General features: G+C 69.0%; 23 protein-coding genes and 1 pseudogene. 10 read left to right on the forward strand and 14 right to left on the reverse strand.

Going from position 1 to position 26,204, the window contains the following annotated elements; translation table 11 throughout:
- Nucleotides 1–50: 50 nt before the first annotated feature.
- The 8 genes and pseudogenes from hisB to HZ992_RS19800 all read right to left on the reverse strand — a co-directional run bounded on the left by hisB (nt 51) and on the right by HZ992_RS19800 (nt 7,444).
- Entirely contained in the window at nt 51–644 is a 594-nt protein-coding gene (gene hisB, locus HZ992_RS19765; protein ID WP_209383522.1) for an imidazoleglycerol-phosphate dehydratase HisB, read from the reverse strand.
- Nucleotides 644–1,726: a histidinol-phosphate transaminase gene (hisC, locus tag HZ992_RS19770; RefSeq protein WP_209383523.1), complete on the reverse strand. Its 1,083-nt coding sequence runs from the start codon at nt 1,724–1,726 to the stop codon at nt 644–646. The genes hisB and hisC overlap by 1 nt, the downstream gene beginning before the upstream one ends.
- On the reverse strand, nt 1,723–3,048 hold the full coding sequence (gene hisD, locus HZ992_RS19775) for a histidinol dehydrogenase (protein ID WP_209383524.1): 1,326 nt from the start codon (nt 3,046–3,048) through the stop codon (nt 1,723–1,725). The genes hisC and hisD overlap by 4 nt, the downstream gene beginning before the upstream one ends.
- Complete coding sequence (gene hisG / locus HZ992_RS19780; protein WP_209383525.1) at nt 3,045–3,689, reverse strand: ATP phosphoribosyltransferase; 645 nt, start codon at nt 3,687–3,689, stop codon at nt 3,045–3,047. Before hisG ends, hisD begins: the two co-directional genes overlap by 4 nt.
- An 8-nt stretch (nt 3,690–3,697) precedes the next feature.
- Nucleotides 3,698–5,025: pseudogene (murA, locus tag HZ992_RS19785) on the reverse strand (UDP-N-acetylglucosamine 1-carboxyvinyltransferase).
- 91 nt (nt 5,026–5,116) lie between these two features.
- A complete protein-coding gene (locus tag HZ992_RS19790; RefSeq protein WP_209383526.1) occupies nt 5,117–5,386 on the reverse strand; it encodes a BolA family protein in 270 nt (89 codons plus the stop codon).
- A 373-nt stretch (nt 5,387–5,759) separates the two neighbouring features.
- A complete protein-coding gene (locus HZ992_RS19795) occupies nt 5,760–6,527 on the reverse strand; it encodes an ABC transporter permease (RefSeq protein WP_209383527.1) in 768 nt (255 codons plus the stop codon).
- Nucleotides 6,524–7,444 carry an ABC transporter ATP-binding protein gene (locus HZ992_RS19800; protein WP_209383528.1) on the reverse strand — a complete coding sequence of 307 codons (921 nt, stop codon included), beginning with the start codon at nt 7,442–7,444 and terminating at the stop codon, nt 6,524–6,526. Before HZ992_RS19800 ends, HZ992_RS19795 begins: the two co-directional genes overlap by 4 nt.
- A gap of 129 nt (nt 7,445–7,573) precedes the next feature.
- On the opposite strand from HZ992_RS19800, the gene HZ992_RS19805 reads away from it, so the two are divergent.
- Nucleotides 7,574–8,236: a TetR/AcrR family transcriptional regulator gene (locus tag HZ992_RS19805; protein ID WP_209383529.1), complete on the forward strand. Its 663-nt coding sequence runs from the start codon at nt 7,574–7,576 to the stop codon at nt 8,234–8,236.
- A 25-nt stretch (nt 8,237–8,261) separates the two neighbouring features.
- The gene (locus HZ992_RS19810) at nt 8,262–9,035 is read left to right on the forward strand and encodes a hypothetical protein (protein ID WP_209383530.1); all 774 of its coding nucleotides are present in this window, start codon (nt 8,262–8,264) and stop codon (nt 9,033–9,035) included.
- A 6-nt stretch (nt 9,036–9,041) separates the two neighbouring features.
- Here the strand turns inward: HZ992_RS19810 and HZ992_RS19815 are convergent, their stop codons facing one another.
- Nucleotides 9,042–10,226, reverse strand: coding sequence for an MFS transporter (locus HZ992_RS19815; protein WP_209383531.1), 1,185 nt, complete (start codon nt 10,224–10,226; stop codon nt 9,042–9,044).
- A gap of 53 nt (nt 10,227–10,279) precedes the next feature.
- Here HZ992_RS19815 and HZ992_RS19820 point away from each other — a divergent pair, with 53 nt between their 5' ends.
- The 3 genes from HZ992_RS19820 to HZ992_RS19830 all read left to right on the forward strand — a co-directional run bounded on the left by HZ992_RS19820 (nt 10,280) and on the right by HZ992_RS19830 (nt 13,301).
- Complete coding sequence (locus HZ992_RS19820; protein WP_209383532.1) at nt 10,280–11,059, forward strand: DeoR/GlpR family DNA-binding transcription regulator; 780 nt, start codon at nt 10,280–10,282, stop codon at nt 11,057–11,059.
- Nucleotides 11,060–12,445: an MATE family efflux transporter gene (locus HZ992_RS19825; protein WP_209383533.1), complete on the forward strand. Its 1,386-nt coding sequence runs from the start codon at nt 11,060–11,062 to the stop codon at nt 12,443–12,445.
- Between the two features lie 148 nt (nt 12,446–12,593).
- Nucleotides 12,594–13,301, forward strand: a complete 708-nt coding sequence (locus tag HZ992_RS19830; RefSeq protein ID WP_209383534.1) for a response regulator transcription factor — start codon at nt 12,594–12,596, stop codon at nt 13,299–13,301.
- A gap of 16 nt (nt 13,302–13,317) precedes the next feature.
- On the opposite strand, the gene HZ992_RS19835 is transcribed toward HZ992_RS19830, so the two are convergent.
- Both HZ992_RS19835 and HZ992_RS19840 read right to left on the reverse strand, forming a co-directional pair.
- On the reverse strand, nt 13,318–15,873 hold the full coding sequence (locus HZ992_RS19835; RefSeq protein ID WP_209383535.1) for a PAS domain S-box protein: 2,556 nt from the start codon (nt 15,871–15,873) through the stop codon (nt 13,318–13,320).
- A gap of 40 nt (nt 15,874–15,913) precedes the next feature.
- Nucleotides 15,914–17,338 (reverse strand): wax ester/triacylglycerol synthase family O-acyltransferase, encoded by a 1,425-nt coding sequence (locus HZ992_RS19840; RefSeq protein WP_209383536.1) that lies wholly within the window; start codon nt 17,336–17,338, stop codon nt 15,914–15,916.
- Between the two features lie 93 nt (nt 17,339–17,431).
- Between HZ992_RS19840 and HZ992_RS19845 the strand changes: the two genes are divergently transcribed.
- Nucleotides 17,432–17,689 (forward strand): acyl-CoA-binding protein, encoded by a 258-nt coding sequence (locus HZ992_RS19845; RefSeq protein ID WP_209383537.1) that lies wholly within the window; start codon nt 17,432–17,434, stop codon nt 17,687–17,689.
- Nucleotides 17,690–17,695: 6 nt separating this feature from the next.
- On the opposite strand, the gene HZ992_RS19850 is transcribed toward HZ992_RS19845, so the two are convergent.
- The 3 genes from HZ992_RS19850 to HZ992_RS19860 are packed head-to-tail and all read right to left on the reverse strand — an operon-like array spanning nt 17,696 to nt 21,168.
- Nucleotides 17,696–18,037, reverse strand: coding sequence for a polyhydroxyalkanoic acid system family protein (locus tag HZ992_RS19850; protein ID WP_209383538.1), 342 nt, complete (start codon nt 18,035–18,037; stop codon nt 17,696–17,698).
- Nucleotides 18,038–18,040: 3 nt separating this feature from the next.
- Nucleotides 18,041–19,114: an aminopeptidase gene (locus tag HZ992_RS19855; RefSeq protein ID WP_209387245.1), complete on the reverse strand. Its 1,074-nt coding sequence runs from the start codon at nt 19,112–19,114 to the stop codon at nt 18,041–18,043.
- A gap of 14 nt (nt 19,115–19,128) precedes the next feature.
- A complete protein-coding gene (locus HZ992_RS19860; protein ID WP_209383539.1) occupies nt 19,129–21,168 on the reverse strand; it encodes a molybdopterin-containing oxidoreductase family protein in 2,040 nt (679 codons plus the stop codon).
- 181 nt (nt 21,169–21,349) lie between these two features.
- On the opposite strand from HZ992_RS19860, the gene HZ992_RS19865 reads away from it, so the two are divergent.
- The 4 genes from HZ992_RS19865 (at nt 21,350) to HZ992_RS19880 (ending at nt 26,203) form a co-directional block, all read left to right on the forward strand.
- Nucleotides 21,350–22,474, forward strand: coding sequence for an ABC transporter substrate-binding protein (locus tag HZ992_RS19865; protein ID WP_209383540.1), 1,125 nt, complete (start codon nt 21,350–21,352; stop codon nt 22,472–22,474).
- Between the two features lie 36 nt (nt 22,475–22,510).
- The gene (locus HZ992_RS19870; protein ID WP_209383541.1) at nt 22,511–23,644 is read left to right on the forward strand and encodes an ABC transporter substrate-binding protein; all 1,134 of its coding nucleotides are present in this window, start codon (nt 22,511–22,513) and stop codon (nt 23,642–23,644) included.
- 141 nt (nt 23,645–23,785) lie between these two features.
- Nucleotides 23,786–24,943, forward strand: coding sequence for an ABC transporter substrate-binding protein (locus tag HZ992_RS19875; protein ID WP_209383542.1), 1,158 nt, complete (start codon nt 23,786–23,788; stop codon nt 24,941–24,943).
- A 66-nt stretch (nt 24,944–25,009) separates the two neighbouring features.
- The gene (locus HZ992_RS19880; RefSeq protein WP_209383543.1) at nt 25,010–26,203 is read left to right on the forward strand and encodes a M20 aminoacylase family protein; all 1,194 of its coding nucleotides are present in this window, start codon (nt 25,010–25,012) and stop codon (nt 26,201–26,203) included.
- The last annotated feature ends 1 nt before the right edge of the window (nt 26,204 follow it).

Below are 26,204 nucleotides of genomic sequence, written 5' to 3' on the forward strand. Positions count from 1 at the left end.
CTCGCCCGGCTTCGGGCGGCCGGGCGCCGGGCTCGCGGCGGCTTCGAGCATCACAGGCTGCCCTTCGTCGACGGGATCACGCCGGCCGAGCGCGGGTCCAGCGCCAGCGCCATGCGCAGCGCACGGCCGAAGGCCTTGAACACGGTCTCGGCCTGGTGGTGGGCGTTCTCGCCCTTCAGGTTGTCGATGTGCAGCGTCACCAGCGCGTGGTTGGCGAAGCCCTGGAAGAACTCGTAGGTGAGCTGGGTGTCGAAGCCGCCGACCATGCCGCTCTTGAAGGGCACGTTCATGTGCAGTCCCGGGCGGCCGGAGAAATCGACCACCACGCGCGACAGTGCTTCGTCCAGCGGCACGTAGGCGTGGCCGTAGCGCGTCAGGCCCTTCTTGTCGCCCACCGCCTGCGCCACCGCCATGCCCAGCGTGATGCCGACGTCTTCCACGGTGTGGTGGCCGTCGATGTGCAGGTCGCCCTTCGCATCGATGTCGAGGTCGATCAGCCCGTGGCGGGCGATCTGGTCGAGCATGTGGTCGAAGAAGCCGATGCCGGTGGCGAGCTTGGCCTCGCCCGTGCCGTCGAGGTTGATCCGCGCGCGGATCTGCGTTTCCTTGGTGTTGCGGGTGACGTCGGCAATGCGGTCGCTCATCACAGGCTCGCTTTCAGGGCGTCGATCATCAGGGTGTTCTCCTCCGGCGTGCCCACGGTCAGGCGCAGGCAGTTCGCCAGCAGCGGGTGCAGCCCGGCGATGTGCTTGACGAGCACGCCGCGCTGCTTCATGCCCTCGAAGGCACGCTTCGCATCGGGCACGCGCACGAGGATCATGTTCGCCTCGCTCGGGAAGGCGGTCACGCCGGGCGTCGCGGCCAGCGCCCTCTGCAGCCGCGCGCGCTCCTCGCAAAGGATGGCTGCCTGGCGCGCGAACTCGTCGGCATGCTCGAGCGCGAACAGCGTCGCCTCGGCATTGAGCACGCTGATGTTGTAGGGCGGCCGCACCTTGTCGATCTCGTCGATCAGCGCGGCGGCGCCGGCCATGTAGCCCAGGCGCACGCCGGCCAGGCCGAACTTGGACAGCGTACGCATCACCAGCACGTGTTCGTGTTGCCCCATGCGCTGCATCCAGGTCTTCGACGAAAACGGCTGGTAGGCCTCGTCGAACACCACCAGTCCCTGCTGCGCGCCCACTGCCGCGACGATGCGGTCGATCACGCGCTCGTCGAACAGGTTGGCCGTCGGGTTGTTCGGGTAGGCGATGTAGGTGATGGCCGGGCGGTGCTGCTCGATGGCGGCGAGCATCGCGGCCTCGTCGAGCTCGAAGTTCGCCGTCAAAGGCACGCCGACGAACTTCAACCCCTGCAGCTTCGCCGACATCTCGTACATCACGAAACCGGGCAGTGGCGCGAGGATGGTGTTGCCCGGCACGTCGCAGGCCAGCGCGAGCAGGCTGATCAGCTCGTCCGAGCCGTTGCCCAGCATCAGCTTGCAGCCAGGCGGCGGCTTCACATGGTCGGTCAGCGCGGCGATCACGTCGGCCACGCACTGCGTCGGGTAGCGGTTGATCGCCACGCGGCCGAGCCGCTCGCCGAGCTCGCGCTGCAGTTCGGGCGGCAGGCGGAACGGATTCTCCATCGCGTCGAGCTTGACGAAGCCGGCGCTGGGCTGGATCGCATAGGCGTGCATCGACTGCACGTCCTGGCGGATCACGCGCTGCATGCGATCTTGAAGGCTCATCGCGCACCGCCCTTCTTCAGCCGGAATTCGGCGGCCTGCGCATGCGCCTGCAGCCCTTCGCCATAGGCCAGCTCGGCAGCGATCGGGCCCAGCACCTGCGCGCCGGCCTCGCTCACCTCGATCAGGCTGCTGCGCTTCTGGAAGTCGTACACACCCAGCGGTGAACTGAAGCGCGCCGTCCCCGAGGTGGGCAGCACGTGGTTCGGCCCGGCGCAGTAGTCGCCCAGGCTCTCGCTGGTGTAGGCACCGAGGAAGATCGCGCCGGCGTGCTTGAGCAGCGGCTCCCAGCGGTGCGGGTCGCGGCTGGACACCTCCAGGTGCTCCGGCGCGATGCGGTTGCTGATCTCGCAGGCCTCCTCCATCGAGCGGGTATGGATCAGCGCGCCGCGGCCTTCGAGCGAGGCGCGGATGACGTCCCGGCGCGGCATGCCGGGCAGCAGGCGGTCGATTGCCGCCTTCACCTGCGCAATGTAGGTGGCATCCGGGCACAGCAGGATGCTCTGCGCGAGCTCGTCGTGCTCGGCCTGGCTGAAGAGGTCCATCGCCACCCAGTCGGCCGGCGTGCTGCCGTCGGCCAGCACGAGGATCTCGCTCGGCCCCGCGATCATGTCGATGCCGACCTTGCCGAACACGCGCCGCTTGGCACTGGCCACGTAGGCATTGCCAGGCCCAGTGATCTTGTCGACCGCCGGCACGGTGGCCGTGCCGTGGGCCAGCGCAGCAACGGCCTGCGCACCGCCGATGGTGAAGGCGCGGCTCACGCCGGCCACCGCCGCGGCGGCGAGCACCAGCGCATTGCGCTCGCCCTTGGGTGTGGGCACGACCATAATGATCTCGCCGACACCGGCCACGTGCGCCGGCACCGCGTTCATCAGCACGCTGGACGGGTAGGCCGCCTTGCCGCCGGGCACATAGATGCCCACGCGGTCCAGCGGAGTGACCTTCTGGCCGAGCAGCGTGCCGTCGGCGTCGCGGTAGCTCCAGCTGCGCCCGCAGGCCTCGAGCTGGCGCTGGTGGTAGTCGCGCACGCGGGCGGCGGCGGCTTCGAGCGCGCTGCGCTGGGCCGGCGTGATCTGCCCGAGCGCGGCCTTCAACTCGTCCTGCGTGATCTCCAGGCGGTCCATCGACGACGCGGCCAGCCCATCGAAGCGCTGCGTGTACTCCAGCACCGCGGCGTCGCCACGCTTCTCGACGTCGGCCAGGATGTCGGCCACGCGCTGCTCGATCGCCGCATCGGTCTCCGCCGACCAGTGCAGCACCCGCGCGAACTCGGCCTCGAAGTCGGCGGACGTGGTGGCGAGCTGGCGGATGGCTACGGTCATTTCGGCGCTCCGACGGCGCGTTCGAACGCATCGATGATGGCGCGGATCGGCTCTCGCTTGAGCTTCAGCGCGGCCTGGTTCACCACCAGGCGCGACGAGATCTGCATGATCTGTTCCACCTCGACGAGGTGATTCGCCTTGAGTGTGCTGCCGGTGGACACCAGGTCGACGATCGCGTCGGCGAGGCCGGTCAGCGGCGCGAGCTCCATCGAGCCGTACAGCTTGATCAGGTCGACATGCACGCCCTTGTTGGCGAAGTGATCGCGGGCGATCTGCGTGTACTTGGTGGCCACGCGGATGCGCGAGCCCTGCTTGACCGCGCCGGCGTAGTCGAAATCGGCGCGCACGGCCACGCTCATGCGGCACTTGGCGATCTGCAGGTCCAGCGGCTGGTACAGGCCCTGGCCGCCGTGCTCGAGCAGGGTGTCGCGGCCGACCACGCCGAGGTCGGCGCCGCCATGCTGCACGTAGGTGGGCACGTCGGTGGCGCGCACCAGCACGATGCGCACGTTCGGCTTGCTGGTGCCGATGATGAGCTTGCGGCTTTTCTCCGGGTCTTCGGAGACTTCGATGCCGGCCGCCTTCAGCAGCGGCAGCGTCTCGTCGAAGATGCGGCCCTTGGACAGGGCGAGCGTGATCATGTTGCTGCTCATTTGATGCGCTCGATGTCCGCGCCGATGCCGCGCAGCTTCTCCTCCAGCCGCTCGAACCCGCGATCCAGATGATACACGCGGCCGATGGTCGTCTCGTCGGTCGGCCACCAGTGCCGGCGATCACCAGGCTGACGGAGGCCCGCAGGTCGGTCGCCATGACGATGGCGCCCCGTGCAGGCCGTTCACACCCCGGTCACCACAGCCGTCGCCGCCCGTCGACGGCGATGTTCGGCGCCCAGCCGCGCCAGCTCGTTGGCGCATGCATGAAGCGGTTCTCGAAAATCGTTTTCGGTGACCGATGCGGCTTTCGCCCTCGGCCGTGGTCAGTTCAGCGCCATGAACTGCGCCTGCATGATCGGTCGGCGAATGCCGGGATAGACTTCGCTGGTGCGTGACAGCTCGACCGCGCTTTGAGAGCCAGCGCCGGATCCCGCCGGACCCGCACGCCAGTCGGCGTCGGTCTCGGTGACATCGCGCCGGCCTCCCGCATCTTGGCGGTCAGGGCGGTCATCGAGGCGCTCATGCACGGCTGCCCGGCGCAGGGTCACATCGCCGCCGGTCATGGCCGCCGCGCATTGGCATAGGTGCCCATCTCGATCCGGTCCGGCGATCGACCGGCCAGTCCGCGCCACCGTGCAGCGACGGTCGACACCGGTGGATGGTCAGGGTCTTGCTCGTATCGAGGCCCTCGACCTTCGCGCCCATGGCCATCAGGCAGCTCGGCCAGGTCACCGATCTCGGGCTCGCTGCGCGGCGTTGTTCAGCACCGTCTCGCCGTCAGCCAGCACGGCCGCCAGCAGCAGCGTGCTCGGTCGCCGCCCACGGAGACGAAAGTCGGAAGGTGATCTCGCGCGCCCTTGAGCCCGCCCGGCGCTCGCGCCTCGACGTAGCCTTCCTCCAGTTCGATCTCGGCCCCCAGCGCCTTCAGCGCCATCAGGTGCAGGTCGACGGGGCGTGCGCCGATGGCGCAGCCGCCAGGCAGCGAGACGGTGGCCTCGCCGAAACGGGCCAGCAGCGGGCCGAGCACGAGGATCGACGCGCGCATCGTCTTCACCAGGTCGTACGGCGCCTCGGGCGAGCTGACCGGGCCGGCGTCGAGCGCCACCGTGTCGGGCTGTGCCTCGCTGCGCTCGGCCTTGGCACCCATGTTGCGCAGCAGCTTGAGCGTGGTGCTCACGTCCTGCAGGCGCGGCACGTTGGTCAGCGTGACCGGCTCGGCGGTCAGCAGCGCGGCGCAGAGCTCGGGCAGCGCGGCATTCTTCGCCCCGGAGATGACGACTTCACCTTCGAGCCGGCGACCGCCGCGGATGAGGAGTTTGTCCATGAGGATGGCTGGCTGTGCCCCATGCCCACCTGGCTCCCGGGACCCGCGCTGGGCGCAGGCCCGAGCGCCGCAGTGAACACTGCGGCGTGGATCAGTGGTGGTGGGTGGAGGCCGTGGCGGGCTGCGAAGCCCACTCGGCCGGGGTCAGCGTCTTCATCGACAGGGCGTGGATCTGCTCGCGCATTCTATCGCCCAGGGCCTGGTAGACCCGCTGGTGGCGCTTGACGCGGCTGGCGCCCTCGAACTCGGCCGACACGATGGTGGCGAAGAAATGCCGCCCGTCGCCCTCGACCTCGACATGCTCGCAGGCGAGCCCTTGCGCGATAAAGCGCTGGACTTCGGCGGGGGTCGGGTCGGCCATGATGGGTTCGATTCTAGCTGCGCGGGGGGTGGTTCTGCTTGCAGCAGCCCGCCGGTCTCGCCCGGCCGGCGAGATCCTTTCTTCTGCTGGCCCAGAAGAAAGGACCCAAAGAAGAGGGCCTCAATACGATCTGGCTGCTGCCGCTGGCTAGAGGGTTCGGTTGTTGAAGGCTCAGGCGCAAGGAACCAATCGCTCGTCCAACACGCGCTCGGTGGTGCAAGCCTGCGGATCGGGCCACAGGCCGCCTCTGGTCTGCTGCCAGCACAACGGATCGAATCGTGTTCCAGGCCCTTTGCTTTGGTGACTTTCATTTGGGCCAGCAAATGAAAGTTACCGCCGGCCGGGCGCGACCGGCGGGCTGCCCCGCCAAGCATCAATGGCGAATCTTGTACCCAGTCCGCAGCAAGTGCAGCGCAATGCCACTGACGATCAAGAAGCTGGTCCCGACGATCGCCAGGCTGAACCAAGGCGACACATCGCTCACCCCGAAGAACCCCCGCCGAAACCCATCGATCATGTAGAAAAACGGATTCAGATGACTCACCGTCTGCCAGAAGGCAGGCAGCGAATGCACCGAATAGAAGACGCCCGAGAGAAACGTCATCGGCATGATGATGAAGTTCTGGAACCCCGCCATCTGATCGAACTTCTCCGCCCACAAGCCGGCAATCAGCCCCAGCGAGCCCAGCATGCCGGCGCCCAGGAACGCGAAGATGACGATCCACCACGGCTCCACCGCATGCAGCGGCGCGAACCACAGCGTGACCAGCAGCACGCCGGAGCCGACCACCAGCCCGCGCACCATCGACGCCCCGACGTAGGCCACGAACCAGGCCCAGTGCGACAGCGGCGCGACGAGCAGGAACACCAGATTGCCGGTGATCTTGCTCTGGATGAGCGAGGAACTGCTGTTCGCGAAAGCGTTCTGCAGCACGCTCATCATCACCAGGCCGGGGATGAGGAAGCTGGTGTAGCCGATGCTGTCGAACACCTTCACGTGGTCTTCGAGCACGTGCCCGAAGATCAGCAGGTACAGCACCGCGGTGAGCACCGGCGCGGCCACGGTCTGAAAGCTGACCTTCCAGAAGCGCAGCACTTCCTTGTAGAGCAGCGTGCGCGTGCCCGAGAGAATCCCGTTCATGCCGCCACCTGCTCGGGCACGCCCTGCATGATCTCGAGGAACACGTCCTCCAGGTCGGCGCGGCCGATCTCCAGGTCTTCGGGCTGGCCACCCGCCTCACGCAGCGTGGCGAGGATGGCCTCGACTTCACGGGCGTCGTGGGCCTTGATCTGCACGATGCGCCCGGTGACGCGCGACTGCGCCGCCAGCGAGGCGGGCACAGGCGTGTCCATCTTGAAGCGCAGCATCGTGCTGGCGCGGCCGGCGAGCAGCGCCGAGGTGCGGTCCAGCGCCACCACGCGGCCCTGCTTGAGCATGGCGATGCGCCCGCACAGCGCCTCGGCCTCCTCCAGGTAGTGCGTGGTCAACAGCACCGTGTGGCCTTCCTTGTTCAGCCGCGCGACAAACTGCCACAGCGTCTGGCGCAGTTCCACGTCCACACCCGCGGTCGGCTCGTCGAGCACGATCACCGGCGGGCGGTGCACCAGCGCCTGCGCCACCAGCACGCGGCGCTTCATGCCGCCGGAGAGCTGGCGCATGTTGGCGTCGGCCTTGTCGGCCAGGCCCAGGTGCGCGAGCAACTCGTCGATCCAGGCGTCGTTGTGGCGCACGCCGAAGTAGCCGCTCTGGATGCGCAGCGCCTCGCGCACGCTGAAGAAGGGGTCGAACACCAGCTCCTGCGGCACGATGCCGAGGCTGCGGCGCGCGGCGGCGTAGTCGGTGACGACGTCGTGGCCCATCACCGTCACGCGGCCGCGCGTGGCGCGGCTCAGGCCGGCGAGGATGCTGATCAGCGTGGTCTTGCCGGCGCCGTTGGGGCCGAGCAGGCCGAAGAACTCGCCGGCCTGGATGTCGAAGCTGACGTCGGTCAAGGCGTGGACGTCGCCACGGGCGCCGCTGAAGGTCTTGGCGACGCTCTGGAAGGAAATGGCTGGCATGGGCGGCAGATTGTAGGCAGCCCCATCCGGCCGCGCTTTCGGGCCCGCCGGGCGCAGCCCATTAGGGGCGACGCTCGTGTGCCCGCCGGGCGAAGGGTGCTAGATTCCCGCCACCCACCGCAGGCACCCATGGCCACGCAAGCCAAAAAACCGCGCCGCACGGCCGAACGCATCCTGGAGGTCACGCTCGAGCTGTTCAACCGCTTCGGCGAGCCGAACGTCTCGACGACGCTGATCTCCGCCGAGCTGAACATCAGCCCCGGCAACCTCTACTACCACTACCCGGCCAAGGACGAGCTGATCAACAGCCTGTTCGACCGCTACGAGAAGTCGCTCGGCGAGCTGCTGCAGGCCGCCGACCAGGTGCGCAATGTCGAGGATGCCTGGCTGCTGTTCCACATGCTCTTCGAGCTGATCTGGCAGTACCGCTTCCTCTACCGCGACCTGAACGACCTGCTGAGCAAGAACCGCCGGCTGGAAACGCATTTCCAGTTCGTGCTGCGCAACAAGAACCAGGCCATCCAGGCGGTGATCGCCGGCCTGGTGCGCGGCGGCGCGATGAAGATCGAGCCGCGCGACATCGAACCCGTGGCCACCGCGATGGCGGTGGTGCTGACTTACTGGCTGAGCTATGAGTACGTGCGCGACCCGCGGCGTGCGCTGGAGCCCGAGTCGGCCGGCGCGGCGCTGATGCGCGGCGCCTTCCACGTGCTCAGCCTGCTGATCCCCTACCTCGAGCCTTCGCAGCGCGAGCACCTGCACGCGCTGGTGGGCCACTACAACAAGAACTGACGCTGCCACCCAAGGAGACAAGACCATGGCCAAATGGACCGCCTTCCCGCACGACGCCGCCGACTACACCTACGACGCAGCGGCGCTCAAGAAGAAGTGGACGCGACTGCACGGCGGCGACGCCGAGCCGCTGCCCGCCGACGCCAAGGTGCTGGCAGCCTGGGCGCTGTTCCATGCCGGTGAATTCCAGAAGGCCTACGACGCCGGGCTGAAAGCGGGCGGCGCCGGCATCACGGTGGCCAACAAGGCGATGTCCATCTACGCCAACTACCTCGAGAAGAGCGAGAAGACGCGGCTGGCGATGTTCATGGAGGTCTCCGAGCGCGCCGAGGCGCAGCAGGCGGAGGATCCGAAGAACCCGAACGCGTACTACTGGCAGGCCTATGCGCTGGGCCGTTACAGCCAGGGCATCAGCGTGGCCAAGGCGCTGGCGCAGGGCCTGGGCAGCAAGGTGAAGACGGCGCTGGAAACCGCCATCAAGCTGCAGCCGCGCCATGCCGACGCGCACATCGCGCTGGGCGCCTTCCACGCCGAGGTGATCGACAAGGTCGGCTCGCTGCTCGGCCGCACGCAGGGTGCCAGCAAGGACCAGGGGCTGCTGATGTACAAAACCGCACTCAAGCTGAATCCGGCTTCGGCGATCGCGATGGTCGAGTACGCCAACGGCCTGGTCATGCTCGAAGGCGACAAGAAGATGAAGGAAGCCGAGAAGCTCTACGCCGACGCGGCCGCCTTCGACCCGGCCGACGCGATGGAGCGGCTGGACGTCGAGATGGCCAAGGCCGAGCTCGAGGATTGAGTCAGTTCAACGCGTGCGGCTGAGTACCGCACGCGCCGCCGCCGCCATCAGCACGGCGAACAGCGCCACGGCCCACAGCGCGGTGGTCAACGAGCTCCAGCGCGCCAGCGCGCCGATCAGCGGCGGGCCGACCATGAAGCCGAGGTACCCCACCGACGACACCGCGGCCACGCCATGCGCCGCGGCCACGCCGGGGACCTGTGCAGCGGCGGCGAACAGCACCGGCACCACGTTGGCCAGGCCCAGGCCGACGAGCATGAAGCCCAGCAGCGCCGCCCACGGCGCGGCCACGGTCAGCGCCAGCGCCATGCCCAGCGCGGCCAGTGCCCCGGAAGCGCGCAGCAGCGCCGTCGAGCTGAGGCGTTCGCGCACGCGGTCGCCGAACAGCCGGCCGATCGCCATCGCGGCGCTGAAGGCGGCGAAGCCGAGTGCGCCGGTGGCCGCGTCAGTGTGGCGCTCCTGCTGGACGAACAAGGCGCTCCAGTCGTACATCGAGCCTTCGGCAACCATGCACAGCGCGGTGAGCAGGCCCATCCACAGCAGCACGCCGCGCGGCCAGGCGATGGGTGCGGGCGACTCCTCGCTGTCCGAGCGGATCGAACTCATGCGCGCTGCCGCCCACAGCAGCAACGGCACCAGCACCAACGCGCTGCCGGCGAGTTGCGCCGGCGCGGGCAGCCCGGCACGGTGGAGACCGGCGGCCGCGAGCGCCCCGGTCATGCCGCCCAGGCTGAACATGGCGTGCAGCCCGCTCATCACCTTGCGCCGCGCCTGCGCTTCGAGGTGGTTTCCGTCGGAATTGATGGAGACATCGAACAACGCGCTCGCCGCCCCTAGCAGCAGCATCAGCGACAGCAGCACGCCGTAGTGGCTCGACAGCAGCACGCCCACGAGCGCCGCGCACATCAGCACCCCGGCCACCAGCACGCAGCGGCGTACGCCGAAGCGCGCCACCAGCGCCCCGGCGGTGAGCAGGCACAGCACGGCGCCGCCCGCCGCCGCGAGCAGGGCCACCGACAGCGACTGCTCGTCCAGGCCGTACTGCTGCTTCACCGCGGGCACCTGCGCACCCCAGGCGCCCATGGCCCCGCCGAGCACGAAGAACTGCACGCGGATCGCCCGGTGCCACGGACGCAGCGCGTCGCCGGAGCCCGGCGCGGCGGCGGGAAGGGGCCAGTCGCTTGCCTGCATGTGCCGCATTGTGCTGTAATTTGCACGTTCGTGCACAAAGCAGCAAACTCGAAGTGATCGCCCGACCCCGTCCCGCCGAGCCGCCGCGCTTCGCCGCCGAGCGCCAGCAGCGCATCGCGCAGGCGTTGCGGGAGCATGGGCGTGTGGAGGTGGCGCAGCTCGCCGCCGAATACGCGGTCTCCGAAGACACGGTGCGGCGCGACCTGCGTCAGCTCGCCGCCCGCGGCCTCGTGCAGAAGACCCATGGCGGCGCCGTGGCCCTGCACGCCACTGTGCTGCCCACCGCGCAACGTGCCGGCGTGCTCACCGGCGCCAAACGCGCCATCGCGCTGGCCGGTGCCCAGCACGTGCAGGCCAACGACACCTTGTTCATCGACGGCGGCACGACCACGCTGTCGCTCGTGCAGGCGCTCAAGAGCGCCGATGCACCGCGCCCCTTGACGGTGATCACCCATTCGCTGGACGTGGCGCTGGCCGTGTCCGACGAGCCGCAGATCCGCCTGGTGCTCGCCGGCGGCGACTGGCTGCCGGCGCCGCGCATCTTCGTCGGCGAGGCCGCGCTGGCCACGGTGCGCGCGCACCGCGCCGACATCGCCTTCCTCGGCGCGTGCGCGCTGCATCCGCGTGCCGGGCTGACGGCGCACGATGCGCAGGAGGCGGCGATCAAGCGCGCCATGGTCGAAGGCGCCGCACGCCGCATCGTGCTGACCGACGCCACCAAGCTCGACGTGGTGGCGCCCAGCGCCGTGGCCAGCCTGCAGGAGCTCGACCTAGTGGTCAGCGATGCGCAGCCGGCCTGGCTGCGTGCCGCCGTCAAGGTCGAGCGCATCTGAATGAGCGCATCACGCGCCGCAGCCGGGCGGCCCGGGCTGGTGGCGATCACCTGGCCGCTGTTCGCCGAACTGCTACTGGGCACGCTGGTCGGCCTGGCCGGCCTGGCGCTGGCCGCGCGCGTGTCCGATGCGGCCTCCGGCGCCTATGCGATGTCCAACCACATGCAGCAGGCCTTCTTCCTGCTGTTTCGCATCGTCAGCATGGGCGTCAGCGTGGTCATCACGCAGCAGCTCGGCGCCGGCGACCGCGCCGGGGCGGACGCCTCGGCGCGCGCCGCACTCGGCGCGAGCAGCTGGCTGGGGCTGGGCGCAGGCTTGTGCGTGGCCACCGGTGCCGGCGGCTTGCTGCGGCTGCTCAACGCGCCTGTCGAGGTGCTGCCGCTGGCGCAGCCCTTCCTGCAGTACCTGGCGATCGGGCTGGCGCTGGACGCCTTCAACGCCAGCATGGCCGCGGTGATGCGTGCCCACCTGCACGCCCGCGACACGCTGCTGGTGATGCTGGCGATGCACGCGCTGCACCTGCTGCTGTGCGTGCCGCTGATGGACGGCAGCGGGCCGCTGCCTGCGCTCGGCCTGCCGGGCTTCGCGATCGCGCTGGCCGCAAGCCGCGCGCTCGGCCTGGTGCTGCACCTGTGGCTGTGGCAGCGCCGGCTGTCCATCGTGCCGACAGGTCGCGACTGGTGGGCCATCCGCCATCAACTGCTCGCGCCGGTGCTGCACATCGGGCTGCCCGGCGCGGCGGAGAACATCGCCTGGCGCCTGGCGATGATGGTCACCGTGGCGATGGCGGCCCGCATGGGCGTGCCCGAGCTGGCGGCGCAGAGCTACACCCTGCAGATCCAGCACTTCGTGCTGCTGTTCGGCGTGGCGGTCGGCTTTGCCAGTGAAATCCTCGTCGGCCACCTGATCGGCGCGGGCCGCCTGCACGAGGCCGACCGGCTGGTGCACCGGAGCATGCGCTGGGGGCTGGTCGTCGGCACTCTCGGCGCGCTCGCCGCCGCGCTCAGCGCGCCCTGGACGCTGCCGCTGTTCACCCGTGACGCACAGGTGGTGGCGTGGGGCTCGAAGCTCCTGTGGATCGCCGTTCTGCTCGAGCCGGGCCGCGTCTTCAACCTGGTCGTCATCAATGCCCTGCGCGCCACCGGCGACGCGCGCTTCCCGGTGGCGGCAGGCAGCCTGTCGATGCTGCTGGTGATGGCCGGCGGCGCATGGCTGCTCGGCGTGCACTTCGGGCTGGGTCTGGTCGGCGTGTGGATTGCCTACACGGCCGACGAGTGGCTGCGCGGCCTGCTGATGGCCGCGCGCTGGCAACGGCGCGGATGGCTGGCCCATGCGCGGGCCACGCATCGGCGCGTCAGCCGCGCTCGGCGGCTGACGGCGGCGTGACAAGTGACCCCGCGCAAACCCATGACGATCACTTGTGAGTCCAAGAACCTGATCCCACGCCTCAATCAACCTTGAACAGGTACCAATACGCTTCGATTCAGGCGATTCGATCGCTAGAATTTTTTGATGCTCCCGTCGACACCCTGACATGCCCCAAACCAACGCTTCGCCACTGCCCCGCACGCTCGCACTGGTCGATGACGACCCCGAGTACCGCGAGTACCTCGCCGCCCACCTGCGCGGCCTGGAGATCGAGGTGTCGACTTTCGGCGACAGCAACGAGCTGCTCGCGCACACCTCGCCCTTCTCGTTCAACTTCTACATCCTCGACCTGATGCTGCCGGGCGTGGACGGCGTCGAGCTGATCCGCATCCTGCGCCGGCGCACGCAGGCCGGGCTGCTGGTCGTCTCCGGCCGCCTCGCGCCCGACGTGTTCTCCTCGGTCGTCGATGCCGGTGCCGACATGCACCTGTCCAAGCCGGCCAGCTTCGACCAGGTGGTCGTGGCGATCCGCGCGGTGCACCGGCGCGTGGCCTCGTACAGCGGCAGTTCCGGCGAATGGCTGCTCGACCGGCAGGCCGGCCGGCTGATCGCGCCGGACGGTGTGCGCATCGACCTGAGCGACCTCGACCTCGCGGTGATGGAGCGTTTCGTGCAGGCCGAAGGCCAGGCGGTGACGCGCGAGTCGCTGTGTCATCACCTCGGCAGGCCGGTCACCGAAGAGCCCGACAACACGCTCAGCGCCATCATCTACCGGCTGCGCCGTCGCATCGAGCGCGCCACGGCCAGCCCGGTGCCGCTGCAAGCGCTGTCGCGCGTGGGCTACGTGTTCCGCGGGCCGCTGCGCAGCGCCTGATCCGCCCAAGCGAGCGCTACTGCCCCTGCGGCAGCCACAGCCTGAACACCGTGCCGTGCGGCTGGTGGGGCAGCACGTCGACGCTGCCGCCGTGCAATTCCATGACGCGCCGCACCACGTCCAGCCCGATGCCGTGCCCCGGCAGGCCGTGCGCGCCTCGCTCGCCGCGCTGGAACAGGCGCGGCAGCAGCTCTTCGGCGATGCCCGGACCGAAGTCCGCGACCTGGAACACCAGTGCCAGCGGCTCGTCGCTGTCGATCACGCGCAGGATCACCTCGCTGCCGGCGTTCGAATAGGCCAGCGCGTTGCCGAGCACGTTGCGCAGCGCCAGGCGCATCAGGCCGATGTCCATGCTCGCGGTGCGCGTCGATGAGATGCGCTCGACGCGCACGCGCGGGCGCTGCGCCGCGTCCAGGTCGCCCAGGCTCAGGTCGATGAGTGCGCCAACGTCGGCGTCTCGCGCGTCGATCTGCCGCGTGCTGGCCAGCAGCGCGGTGGAGGCCAGCGTGTTGTCGAGGCTGGCGACGATCTGGCCGATCACCGACTGCGCACGCGCGATGCGCTGCGCGGCGCCGCCGCGGTCGCCGCCACCATCGGAGATCAGGCCGGCCGCAGCGCTTTGCAGCGCAGCCGACGCGTTGTTCAGCGGCTGGCGTACCTCGTGGGCCAGCACGCGGACGAACTCTTCGCGCTGCTCGAGCAGTTCACCCAGCGAGCGCGCCTGCTGCTCGGCCGCGCTGCGCAGGCCCTGCTCTCGCAACAGCGCCTCGGCGCGCTCGGCTTCGGCCTGGCGCTGCGCGGTGACATCCAGCAGCAGGCCGACCGCCGCCGGGCCGCCGTCGTCCTCGATCGGGCAGCCGTAGGCCTCGATCGAGACCCGCGTGCCGTCGCGCCGCAGACCGGTGAACGACAGCTTGGTGATGCGATCCTGGCCCGAGACGATGCGCCGGCCGATGTCGCCGACGCGCTCGCGATCCTCCGGCGCCACCACGGTGTGCGCCGGCACGCGACCGATCATCTCCTCGGGCGAGTCGTAGCCGAACATCGCGGCGAAACCCGGGTTCACGAAACGCAGCTGGTTGCGCACCTGCACGAACACGCCCACCAGCGACTGTTCGACCAGCGCGCGAAAGCGCTGCTCCGAGACACGCCACTGTTCGGTGCGCTCGGCGACCAGCGCTTCGAGGTGGTGGCGGTACTGGTCGAGCTCGCGCGCCTGCGCCTTGCGTTCGGTGACGTCGCGCGACGAGCAGTACAGCAGTTCCTCGCCATCGATGCGCACGCCCAGGCACAGGATCTCGACGTCGATGTCGCTGCCATCCTTGCGTCGGTGCCGCGTGGCGATTCGAACGGTGGTGCCGATCTCGAAGTCCTTCATGCGCCGATCGATCTCGGCCAGTGGAATCTCCGGCGACCAGAACGAGACATGCTGGGTCAGCAGTTCATCGCGCGTGTAGCCCAGCATGGTGGCGAAGGATTCGCTCAGCTCGACCAGTCGGCCGGCGCGGTCGATGACATGCATGCCGTCGCCGGCCGAACGCAGCAGGGCGCGGTAACGCTCGCCCTCGCGGATCAGCGCCTGGCTCGCGCGCGCTTCGGCGGTCCAGGCGCGGTACAGAAGCGTCGAGCCCAAGGCCAGCGCCAGCGTCACCAGCGTCGCCAGCGCGGTCACCTCCATGGTCTGCACACGCCACGGCCCGAGGAAGTCCTCGGTCGACAGACCGACGATGACGAGCAGCGGGTGCCGGCCGACGCGGCGAAAGGCGTTGGCGCGTTCGATGCCATCCATCGCCGTACGCGCCACGTAGCTGCCCGCGTTCGGCTTCTCGACCAGCGCCCGGGCCAGTTCGCCCGATACCGCGGTGGACCCGATCTCCGCGGCTGCCCCGGAAGTCGCGCTGCGCCGCGCCACCAGGCCGAGATCGCTGCCGCGCACCGAGATCGCCCCGTGCCGGCCGAGGTCCACGCCATCGAGCAGGCGCCCGAAACGCTCGACCGTCAGGTTGGCGTAGATCACGCCGCGGAACGCGCCTCCCTTGGGTCGCCAGGCACGAGCCACCACGACCACCCATTTCTTGCTCACTCGCGCCAGCACCGGGCCCGAGACCACGGGGTCCATGTGGCCGGCGTCACGGGCACCGACAAAGTACGCGCGGTCGCCGACCTCGACATGCCCGGCGGACGCGACCCCGCGGCCATAGCGCACCACGCCCTGGGCATCGGCGATGCGCAGGCTCTCCAGCTGCGGCAGCAATTCAAGCTGCTGCCCGAGCAGCGATTCGACGTAAGCGGGATCCAGCTTGCCCACGGCAGGTTCGGATTCGAGATCGAACAGCACGTTGCGCAGGCCGATGTCGACGCGATCGATCTCGGCCTCGATGGCCTGCGCCAAGGTGGTGGAAAGGTTCTCGGTGGCGACCGAGGCGCGCTCGACAAAATTCTGTCGGCTGGCCGTCTGCGAGAGCACGACGAGCGCGACCACCAGTGCCAGCAGCAGCAGGTTCAGTAGTAGCAGCGGCCGGCCGAGGCGGACAGCCGGCGTATCAGCCTGGGGAACGGCGTGAGACTGCATCGAGTCGGAACTACCCTGCCCGAGGGAGGCGGCGTCGGCTTCAGTTCCAGGGCAGCATCAGCGTCAGCAGCAGCAGCTTCTCGAACTCGGGTTCGAAGCGATCGATGATCTTCTGCGGATGCGGGCACAGCTGCGCGTCGCTGATCAGGCCGAACTGCACGCCGCCGTTGTACGTCAGGATGCTCACGCCCAGGCCCACCTCGCCCGAAGCGGGCACCCAGAACATGTTCTGCTTCAGCGTGGCGCCGCACAGCTTGAGCGGCTGCGCCGGGCCGGGCACGTTGGTCATCACCGCGGTGGTCTTCTTGGCGAACAGGCCGAGCATCGCGTCCTGCACGGGCTTGATGGTCAGCCCGGCCACGGCAAGCACCGCGAAGGCGAGCAGGGGCTGGTAGCTGCCCTTGAGCTCGTTCATGCGGCGGCGCACGGCGTAGACCCGCTCCACCGGGTTGTCGAGCCCGATGGGCAGCACCAGCGGCGCGAGGCCGAAACGGTTGCCCAGCTTCCAGGCCTCTTCCAGCGGGCGCAGGTTCACCGGCACCATGGCACGGATCTCCTTGCCCGATGGATCATCGCCCTGCTCGCGCAGGTAGCCGCCGATGGCGCCGGCCACGCAGGCCAGCAGCACGTCGTTGATCGAGCAGCCCAGGCCCTTGCCGACCGTCTTGACGCGATCCAGCGGCATCGGCTCGCTCCAGGCGACGATCTTCTTGCCGATCGGCTTGCCCTTGAGCAAGGTGGGCGAATCGTCCGGCATCAGCAGCAGTGCCGCCGCGTCGCTGACCACCTGGTAGCCCATGCGCGCCACGTCCAGCGAGCCGAGCAGCGGCTGCTGCGGATGGGCCAGCACCTCCATCGACTTGGCCACGCCGCTGCCGTACATGCCGATCGCCTTGATGGTGATGTCGGTCAAGGGTTTGAGCACGGCGTCGGACAGCCAGTCTTCCTCGTGCGCCTCGTCGGGCTGCTCGCGCTTCTTGCGCTGAGGCGGGTCCATGCCGCCGTCGGTGATCGACATCACCACCGAGATCAGCGCAATGCCGTCGCCGATGCAGTGGTGCACGCGGGCGAGCATGGCGCTGCCGCCGTCGTAGTGCTCGATCAGGTGGAACTGCCACAGCGGATGGCGCGGGTCGAAGGGCGTCGTGGCGAGTTCGCCGGCGCGCTCCTGCAGGGCATCGCGCGCCGACTGCCCCGAGCGGGGCTCGAGCGACTCGCGCACCACGTGCCGCCCGATGTCGAAGTGTTCGTCGTCGACCCAGCTGGCGCCCATCGCATCCTGCACCACCTTCTGGCGGAAACGGTCGTACTTGAGCAGCTTGTCTTCGATGCGCCGGCTCAGCGCCTCGTGGGTGATGCCGGGCTGCAGCAGCCACACGCCGACGATCATCATGAGGTTGACGTCGTTGTCCATGCGCAGCCACGCGGTGTCCACGCGCGACATGCGCTCGGCGGATTGCGACATCGGGGGTCTCCTCGGGGCGTTTTTCGAATCGGCCAAGATGCTGGGTAACATCCGCACCGTCAATGCCCATTTTCACCCACAGGAGACGCTCCCATGTCCGACCTCAAGAAGCGCTTCGAGAAGGCCGTGGCCGACTCGAAGAACCTGCCCGAGAAGCCCGACAACCAGACGCTGCTGAAGATCTATGCCCTGTACAAGCAGGCCAGCGGCGGTGACGTGGACGGCAAGCGCCCCGGCTTCACCGACATGGTCGGCCGCGCCAAGTGGGACGCCTGGAACGAACTGAAGGGCAAGTCGGCCGACGAGGCGATGCAGGAATACGTCGACCTGATCGAGGGCCTGAAGGAATAGCGGCGGCTATTTCTTCTTCGGCGCCTTGGGCGCGGCCTTCTTCGCCGCGCTCTTGCTCCCGGCGGCGAGCAGGCTGTCAAGGTTCTTCTCGATCTCGCCCTCGATCGTCTTGCTGAAGGCTCCGAGCAGGAAGCCCAGCTTGGCATCGAGGTCGAAGTGGTCGGCCGCCACGATCAGGCGGCCGTTCACGCCGGAGCGCGTGAACTCCACCGTGTCGCTCGTCTCGCCCTCGACGACGGTGCATTCCATGTCGAACTTCTGTTCCACCTGCTCGGCCCATTTCCAGGCGACCTCGCGCGCCTTGCTCAGGCCGAGGGCATGTTTGCGGTGGATGCGGATGTCGGGCATCGGTCAGTCTCCAGTGGAAGCCAGTGCGGCGCGCCGCTGCGCCTTGGGCAGGCCGGCCAGGCGCCGCACCTCGGCGTAGAAGCGCTCGAAGTCGCGGCCGCTGCGCTCGAACAGCCGCTCGAAGTCGGGCACCAGGGCGTTGTAGGCAGCGAGCACGCCGAACGAAGCATTGTTGGCGCGCGCGAACCAGCCGTCATACCCGGAAAACCCGCCCCAGCGTTGCGCCTTCATCGCCTCGTACTCTGCGCGCAGCTGCGCCATCAGCGCCGCCTTGCGCTCGCGCTTGTCGGCGTCGCTCGCGTTCGAGCGGTACAGCGCGTCGAGCTTGTCGCGCCAGGCCATGGTCAGCGCACGGAAATCCTGCCGGCGGCCGTCGAAACGCGCGTACTCGTCGCGCGCCTGCGCCGAGGCGTGCGTGGCCAGCCAGCGCGCGCCGCCGATGCGCTCGACGGCGGTGGCGAAGGATTCATTGAACTCGGTGTCGTCGGCCGCGTAGGCCACCTGGTGCGAGATCTCGTGGAAGATCAGACGCGCCAGCTCGCCCTCGGGCCACTGGATGAAGGTGTTGAGCAGCGGGTCGGCCATCCAGTCGCCCGGCAGGCGGCCGAGCGTCGAGTAGGCCGGCACGCCGTAGACGCTGACCTCGAGCTTCTCCTCGCGCAGCGCGGTGGCGTAGGACTCGGCCTCGCCGCGGTCGAAGTAGCCGCGGTAGCCCGCGCAGCCCATGATCGGGTAGCACCAGGTCTTGAGTTGCAGGCCGAGCTCGGGCGCCGCCACCACGTTCCAGACCGCGGCCGGCCGCTTCAGGTCGGCGAAGCGGCGGTAGCTGGCGTTGTCGGGCAGCTTGAGCTCGCTGACCGCGAAATCGCGCATGCGCTGGCTCAGCGCCAGCCGCTCCTTCAGCACCGCATCGGACTGCGCGTCGCCCAGCACCTCGGGCACCGGGCGGGCCGCCCGAAGCAAGGCCAGGTGACCGCCGACCGACTGCGCGTAGTAGCCCATCGAGCTGCAGCCACTGGTCAGGCACAGCGTGGCGGCCGCCAGCGCCAGCGTGCCGGTCAGTCCGAGAAAGCCCATCAGCAGCCAGCGCTTCACGACGACAGCGGCGCCACCTCGACGAGGCAGTCGTAGAACGACGGCGCCCGGCCGAGGTCGGTGAGCCGCTGGTGCGTGAGTTCGTTGACGTTGGTGCCCGCCAGGCCGAGCTTGCGCCACCAGACGCCCAGGCCATTGACGACACCGGGCCGCGCACGCGGGCTGAGCAGCGCCTTGCAGATGTAGGTGCCACGGTCGTTGAACACACGCACCGTGGCGCCGTCGGCGATGCCGCGTGGCTGCGCATCGGCGGCGTGGATCTCCAGCACCGGCTCGCCCTCGATGTCGCGCAGGCTCTTCACGTTCACGAACGTGGAGTTGAGGAAGTTGCGCGCCGGTGGCGAGATCATCGCCAGCGGGTAGCGCTGCGCGAGCTCGGGCGTGCTCAGCACCGACTCGTGGTTGGCCACGTGGTCGGGCACGCCCAGTCCGGGCGCGTCGATCAGGCACTTGCCCGAGGGCGTGTGGAAACCGCCCTCGGCGAACGGCGCCTCGGGCAGCGGCAGCTTCACCCAGCCGTCACGGCGCAGCGTCGCGAAGTCGATCTCGGCGCTGAAGGCGCAACGCGCCAGCGTCTCGTCGTCGTCGCGGAAACAGGGCTCGTCGAAGCCCATCCGCGCGGCCAGCTCGCGGAAGATCTGCGTGTTCGGCCTGGCCTGGCCGAGCGGCGCGATCGCCGGCTCGTTGATCATCGCGTAGGTGTGGCCGTAGCTGGTGTGCACGTCCAGGTGCTCGAGCTGCGTGGTGGCCGGCAGCACGTAGTCGGCGTGGTCGGCGGTGTCGGTCATGAAGTGCTCGAGCACAACGGTGAACAGGTCCTCGCGCGCGAAACCACGCACCACCTTCGGCGATTCCGGCGCCACCGCCACCGGGTTGCTGTTGTAGACGAGCAGCGCCTCGATCTTCGGCCCGAAGCCCGGCGAGCTCTCGCGCAGCAGGTCGTCGCCGATGGTGCTCATGTTGATCGTGCGCACCGTGCGGCCAGCCAGCAGGTCGGGCCGCTGCAGCGCGGCGTCGTTGCGAAAGCGCTTGAACCAGCCCGAGGCCGACAGCAGCATGCCGCCGGCCGCATCGCGCCAGGCGCCGACCAGGCAGGGCAGGATGGCCACCAGCCGCACCGCGTTGCCGCCGCCGTGCACGCGCTGCATGCCGTAGTTCAGGCGGATCGCCGCCGGTTTCGTCGTGCCGTACTCGCGCGCCAGCCCGCGCACCTCGTCGGCGCTGATGCCGCAGATCTGCGCGGTGCGGTCGGGCGTCCAGGCCATGGCGCGCTCGCGCAGCGCCGGCCAGCCCTCGGTGTGTCGCGCGATGTAGTCGTGGTCCAGCCAGTCGTTGACGACCAGTTCGCGCATCAGCCCGAGCGCCAGCGCGCCGTCGGTGCCGGGCAGCAGCGCGATGTGCTGGTGGCACTTGTCAGCCGTCTCGGTCTTGCGCGGATCGATGCAGACCAGCTTGGCGCCGTTGCGCTTGGCCTGCTGGGCGAAGGTCCAGAAGTGCAGGTTCGAGGCGATCGAATTGCTGCCCCAGATCAGGATCAGCCGGCTGTCGGCGTAGTGCGCCAGGTGCATGCCGAGCTTGCCGCCGTAGGTGGCGGTCAGCGCATCGCCGCCGGCGCTGGCGCAGATGGTGCGGTCCAGCAGCGAGGCGCCGAGTCGGTGGAAGAAGCGCGCCGCCATGCTCTCGCCCTGCAGCAGCCCCATGGTGCCGGCGTAGCTGTAGGGCACGATGGCCTGCGGGTCGCGCGAGGCAATGGCCTTCAGGCGCGAAGCGATGTCGTCCAGCGCCGCGTCCCAGCTCACCGGCTCGAAGCGGCCGCTGCCCTTGGGGCCGACGCGCCGCAGCGGCTGCAGCACGCGCTCGGGGTGGTAGCTGCGCTCCGGATAGCGCGACACCTTGGTGCACAGCGCGCCGTGCGTGGGCGGGTGATCGGGGTCGCCCTGCACCTTGACGGCGCGGCCTTCGTGCACGGTGACGCGGATCGCGCAGGTGTCGGGGCAATCGTGCGGGCACGCTGCGCGGACAAGAGTGGAAGCCATGCGCGAACTATTGCACAGCGCACCTATGAAGTGGCCGACTTAGTGAAGGATCACCGCGCCAGCGCGAGGGCATCGCCTTATTCTGCGCGCCATCGCAAAGAATTCCTCCGAGGTCGAGCGACCCGCTGCGCACAAGGCGGCTGGCAAAGCCGAACCCGGACCGCATCGTTGGAGCATCTCTATGAACCGTCGTGACGCAATCCGTCGCGTGGCCGCCGTCGGCGCCACCCTCGCCCTGCCCTCCTGGGCCCAGGCCAGCCGCATCGTTCTCGGCCAGTCGGCCGCGTTCAGCGGACCGGCCGCCCAGCTGGGCATCCAGATGAACAAGGGCGCGAAGATCTACTTCGACCAACTCAACGCCAATGGCGGCATCAACGGCCACACCATCGAGCTGCGCACGCTGGACGACGGCTACGAGCCCGATCGCTGCAAGGCCAACACCGAGAAACTGATCAAGGACGAGGTATTCGGCCTCATCGGCTACGTCGGCACGCCGACCTGCGTGGCGGCGCTGCCGCTGATCAACGACGCCAAGATCCCCTTCTTCGGCCCCTTCACCGGCGCCGAGGCCTTGCGCGAACCCTTCAGCAAATGGGTGTTCCACCTGCGCGCCTCGTACTACGACGAGACCGGCCTGATCGTGAAGCAGCTCACCTCGCTCGGGCTGAAGAAGATCGCCGTCTTCTATCAGAACGACGCCTACGGCAAGGCCGGCCTCGAGGGCGTGAAACGCGCGCTCAAGCCGCTGGGCCTGGAACCCGTCGCACTGGGCACGGTCGAGCGCAATACCGTCGACGTCGCCAAGGCCGTGGCCGACATCACGCCGAAGCTGCCCGACGCGATCGTTCAGATCAGCGCCTACAAGTCCTGCGCCGCCTTCATCCGCGAAGCGCGCAAGTCGGGCTACGGCGGCACCTTCTTCAACGTGTCGTTCGTCGGCACGCAGGCGCTGGCCGACGAGCTGGGCCGCGAGGGCCGCGGCATCATGGTCAGCCAGGTGATGCCGTTCCCCTTCTCGACCACCACGCCGATCTCTCGCGAGTACCTCGACGCGGTCGGCAAAGCCGGGCCGGAGGCGCAGCCGAACTATTCGAGCATGGAAGGCTATCTGTCGGCGAAAGTATTCGCCGAGGGCCTGCGCCGCGCCGGCCGCAACCCGTCGCGCGACTCGCTGGTGAATGCGCTGGAGTCGATCCAGAACGCGAACTTCGGCGGCTTCCGGGTCGACTTCAGCCCGAAGGATCATGTCGCTTCGCACTTCGTCGACCTGTCGATGCTGACCGAGGACGGGAAAGTCCGCCGCTGATCATCACGGCCCGCCGTGGCCCACGGGAGAGTCGTCATGAACCGTCGCCAGATCCTGCGTCGCGCCACCGGCCTTGCGGCCGCCAGCATCGCAACTCCCCTGTGGGCCCAATCAGCCGGCCGCATCGTGCTGGGGCAATCGGCCGCGCTGAGCGGCCCGGCCGCGGCCCTCGGGTTGCGCTTCCGTGAAGGCGCGATGCTGCATTTCGAGCGCCTGAACGCCAAGGGCGGCGTCAACGGCCGGCAGATCGAGCTGCAGAGCCTGGACGACGGCTACGAACCCGATCGCTGCGCCGAGAACACCCGCAAGCTGATCGAAGGCGGCGCGTTCGCGCTGTTCGGCTACATCGGCACGCCCACCAGCCTGGCCGCGCTGCCGCTGGCCACCCAGGCCAAGACGCCGTTCTTCGCGCCGTTCACCGGCGCCGAGGCGCTGCGCGCACCGTTCAACCGCTACGCCTTCCACGTGCGCGCCTCGTACTACGACGAGACCGCCGAGATCGTGCGCCAGACCACAGCCATCGGCATCAAGCGCATCGGCGTCTTCTACCAGAACGACAGCTACGGCAAGGCCGGCCTCGAGGGCGTGACGCGCGCGCTCAAGCCGCTGGGCCTGGAGCCCGCCGGCCTGGGCACGGTCGAGCGCAATACCGTCGACGTGGACGCCGCCGTGAAGGCCATCATGGCCGGCAAGCCCGACGCGATCGTGCAGATCAGCGCCTACAAGTCCTGCGCCGCCTTCATCCGCGCTGCGCGCAAGGCCGGCTTCGGCGGCACGTTCTACAACGTCTCCTTCGTCGGCACCAAGGCGCTGTCCGACGAACTCGGCGCCGACGCGCGCGGCGTGGTCGTGAGCCAGGTCGTGCCGTTCCCGTTCACGCCGGCGTCGCAGCTGGCCGGCGAGTACCTGGCCGCGGGCAAGGCCGCGCAGGGCGACAAGTTCGAGCCCAACTACTCCAGCATGGAAGGCTTCGTGGCCGCGCGCACCTTCGCCGAGGGCCTCAAGCGCGCCGGCGCCAATGCCGGCACCGACGGCCTGATCACCGGCCTGGAGTCGCTGCGCGACCTCAACCTGGGCGGCTTCTTCGTCGACTTCTCGCCGACCAAGCACACCGGGTCCAAGTACGTCGACCTGACGATCCTGGCTGCCGACGGACGCGTGCGTCGCTGACGCGACACGCTTGCCAAAGACTGCCGTGCCACCTCGGGCACGAGCGTAACTGTTTGTTCCCCCCCCTGCCGTCGCCTGGCAGAGCGACAGAATCGGCGCAAGACCGGTCCACCGGCCATGCAGTTCCAGGGGGAGCTTTCGATGCAGAGGATTTCATCTGCGGTCCGGTTTCGGCGCAGGCTGGCCACCACGGTCGCCACGCTGGCGATGGCTGGTACCGCGTTCGCCGCCGATCCCGGCCTGAGCAACACCGAGATCGTCATCGGCAACACCCTCACCCTGCAGGGTGGCAAGAACGCCTACGGCACGGCGGCGCACACCGGGATGAAGCTCTACTTCGACGCGTTGAACGCGGCGGGAGGCGTGAACGGCCGCAAGATCGTGCTGCGCACCCTGGACGACGACAACAAGACGGCGACGGCCGAATCGAACGCGCGCAAGCTCGTGCAGGAGGGCGCCTTCATCCTGTTCGGCCCGATCGAGGGCGGCCCGTCCGCGGCAGTGGCCAAGGTGGCGTCGGAGCTGAAGGTGCCGCTGTTCGGGCCGATGGCCGGGCCGCCGGGCCTGCGCAGGCCGCTGCAGCCGATGGTGTTCCCGGTGCGGGCGGAGCACCGCGACGAGTTCCGCGCCCTGATGGGCTGGGGCAAGAGCACCGGGCTGAAGACCGTGGCGTTCTTCCACGCCGATTCCGACGGCGGGCGCACCCACGCGCAGAACGTACGGCTGCTCGCCACCGAACTGGGCATGGAACTGGTGCTGCCGCTGCCGGCGAAATCCGAACTCGGCGACAGCGACTACGAGGCGATGGTGCGTGCCCTGCTGGACAAGAAGCCCGACATGGTCTTCAACCACGGCTCGCCCGGGCCGTACGAGAAGCTGATCTCCAGGGCCAAGGCAGCAGGTTCGAAGGCGAGCTTCATGGGCGTGAACTCGGGCTCCTCGCAGATCGTGAAGAACCTCGGCCCGCTCAGCCAGGGCATGGTGTTCGCGCAGGTGGTGCCCAGCCCCTGGGAGCGCAAGCGCGAGATCGCCCGTGAGTACCAGGACGCGATGCGCCTGGCCAAGCTCGAAGGCGACTTCAGCTACGGCGGCCTGGAGGGCTACATGACCGCCAAGGCGCTGGCCCTGGCGCTCAAGGCGGCCGGGCGCGAGCTCAGCCGAGCCGGCCTCGTGCGCACGCTGGAGAGCACGAGCTTCGACCTGGGCGGCGTGAAGGTGCGCCATGCCCCCACCGAGCATGAAGGCTCCCGCTTCGTCGACCTGTCGATGGTCGCCCGCGACGGCCGCATCATCCACTGACCGCGCCGCCGCAAGGGCTGCGGGCCCGGCGGTAAGATGGCCGCCGCCCTAGCGCCGGAGCGCCTGATGAAGCTGATCGAATCCATCCTCGCCGACGCGGCGAGCATCGCGGCCGTCCGCCGCGACATCCATGCCCACCCCGAGCTTTGCTTCGAGGAGGTGCGCACGTCGGACGTGATCGCGAAGCAGCTCACCGACTGGGGCATCCCCATCCACCGCGGGCTGGGCAAGACGGGCGTGGTGGCGATCCTGAAGAACGGCACGAGCGACCGTGCCGTCGGCCTGCGCGCCGACATCGACGCGCTGCCGATGACCGAGCACAACAGCTTCGCGCACGCCAGCCGGCACCCCGGCAAGATGCACGCCTGCGGCCACGACGGCCACACCGCGATGCTGCTCGGCGCGGCCAAGCACCTGGCGAAGCACCGCCACTACGACGGCACCGTCTACCTGATCTTCCAGCCCGCCGAAGAAGGCGGCGGCGGTGCGCGCGAGATGATCCGCGACGGGCTGTTCGAGAAGTTCCCGATGGAGGCGGTGTTCGGCGCGCACAACTGGCCGGGCATGGCGGCCGGGCAGTTCGCGCTCAAGCCCGGGCCCTGCTTCGCGTCGAGCAACGAGTTCAGGATCACCATCCGCGGCAAGGGCGCGCACGCGGCGATGCCGCACAACGGCATCGACCCGGTGCCGGTGGCCTGCCAGATGGTGCAGGCCTTCCAGACCATCATCACGCGCAACAAGCGGCCCATCGACGCCGGCGTGATCTCGGTGACCATGATCCACACCGGCGAGGCCACCAACGTGGTGCCCGACAGCTGCGAGATCCAGGGCACGGTGCGCACCTTCACGCTCGAGGTGCTCGACCTGATCGAGAGCCGCATGAAGGAGGTCGCCGAGCACACCTGCGCGGCCTTCGGCACCGGGTGCGAGTTCGAGTTCGTGCGCAACTACCCGCCGACCATCAACCACCCGGCCGAGTCCGAGTTCGCCCGCCGCGTGCTCGGCGAGATGGTCGGAGCCGACAACGTGCTCGAGTTCGAGCCGACCATGGGCGCCGAGGACTTCAGCTACTACCTGCTCGACAAGCCCGGCTGCTATTTCCTGATCGGCAACGGCGACGGCAGCCACCGCGAAGGCGGGCACGGCCTGGGGCCCTGCATGCTGCACAACCCCAGCTACGACTTCAACGACGAGCTGATCCCGCTGGGCGCGACGATGTGGGTGCGCCTGGCCGAAGCCTGGCTGGCGCAGCCCCGCTGAG

Origin of the sequence: Rhizobacter sp. AJA081-3 (assembly GCF_017795745.1) — a bacterium.
Taxonomy (GTDB): domain Bacteria; phylum Pseudomonadota; class Gammaproteobacteria; order Burkholderiales; family Burkholderiaceae_C; genus Piscinibacter.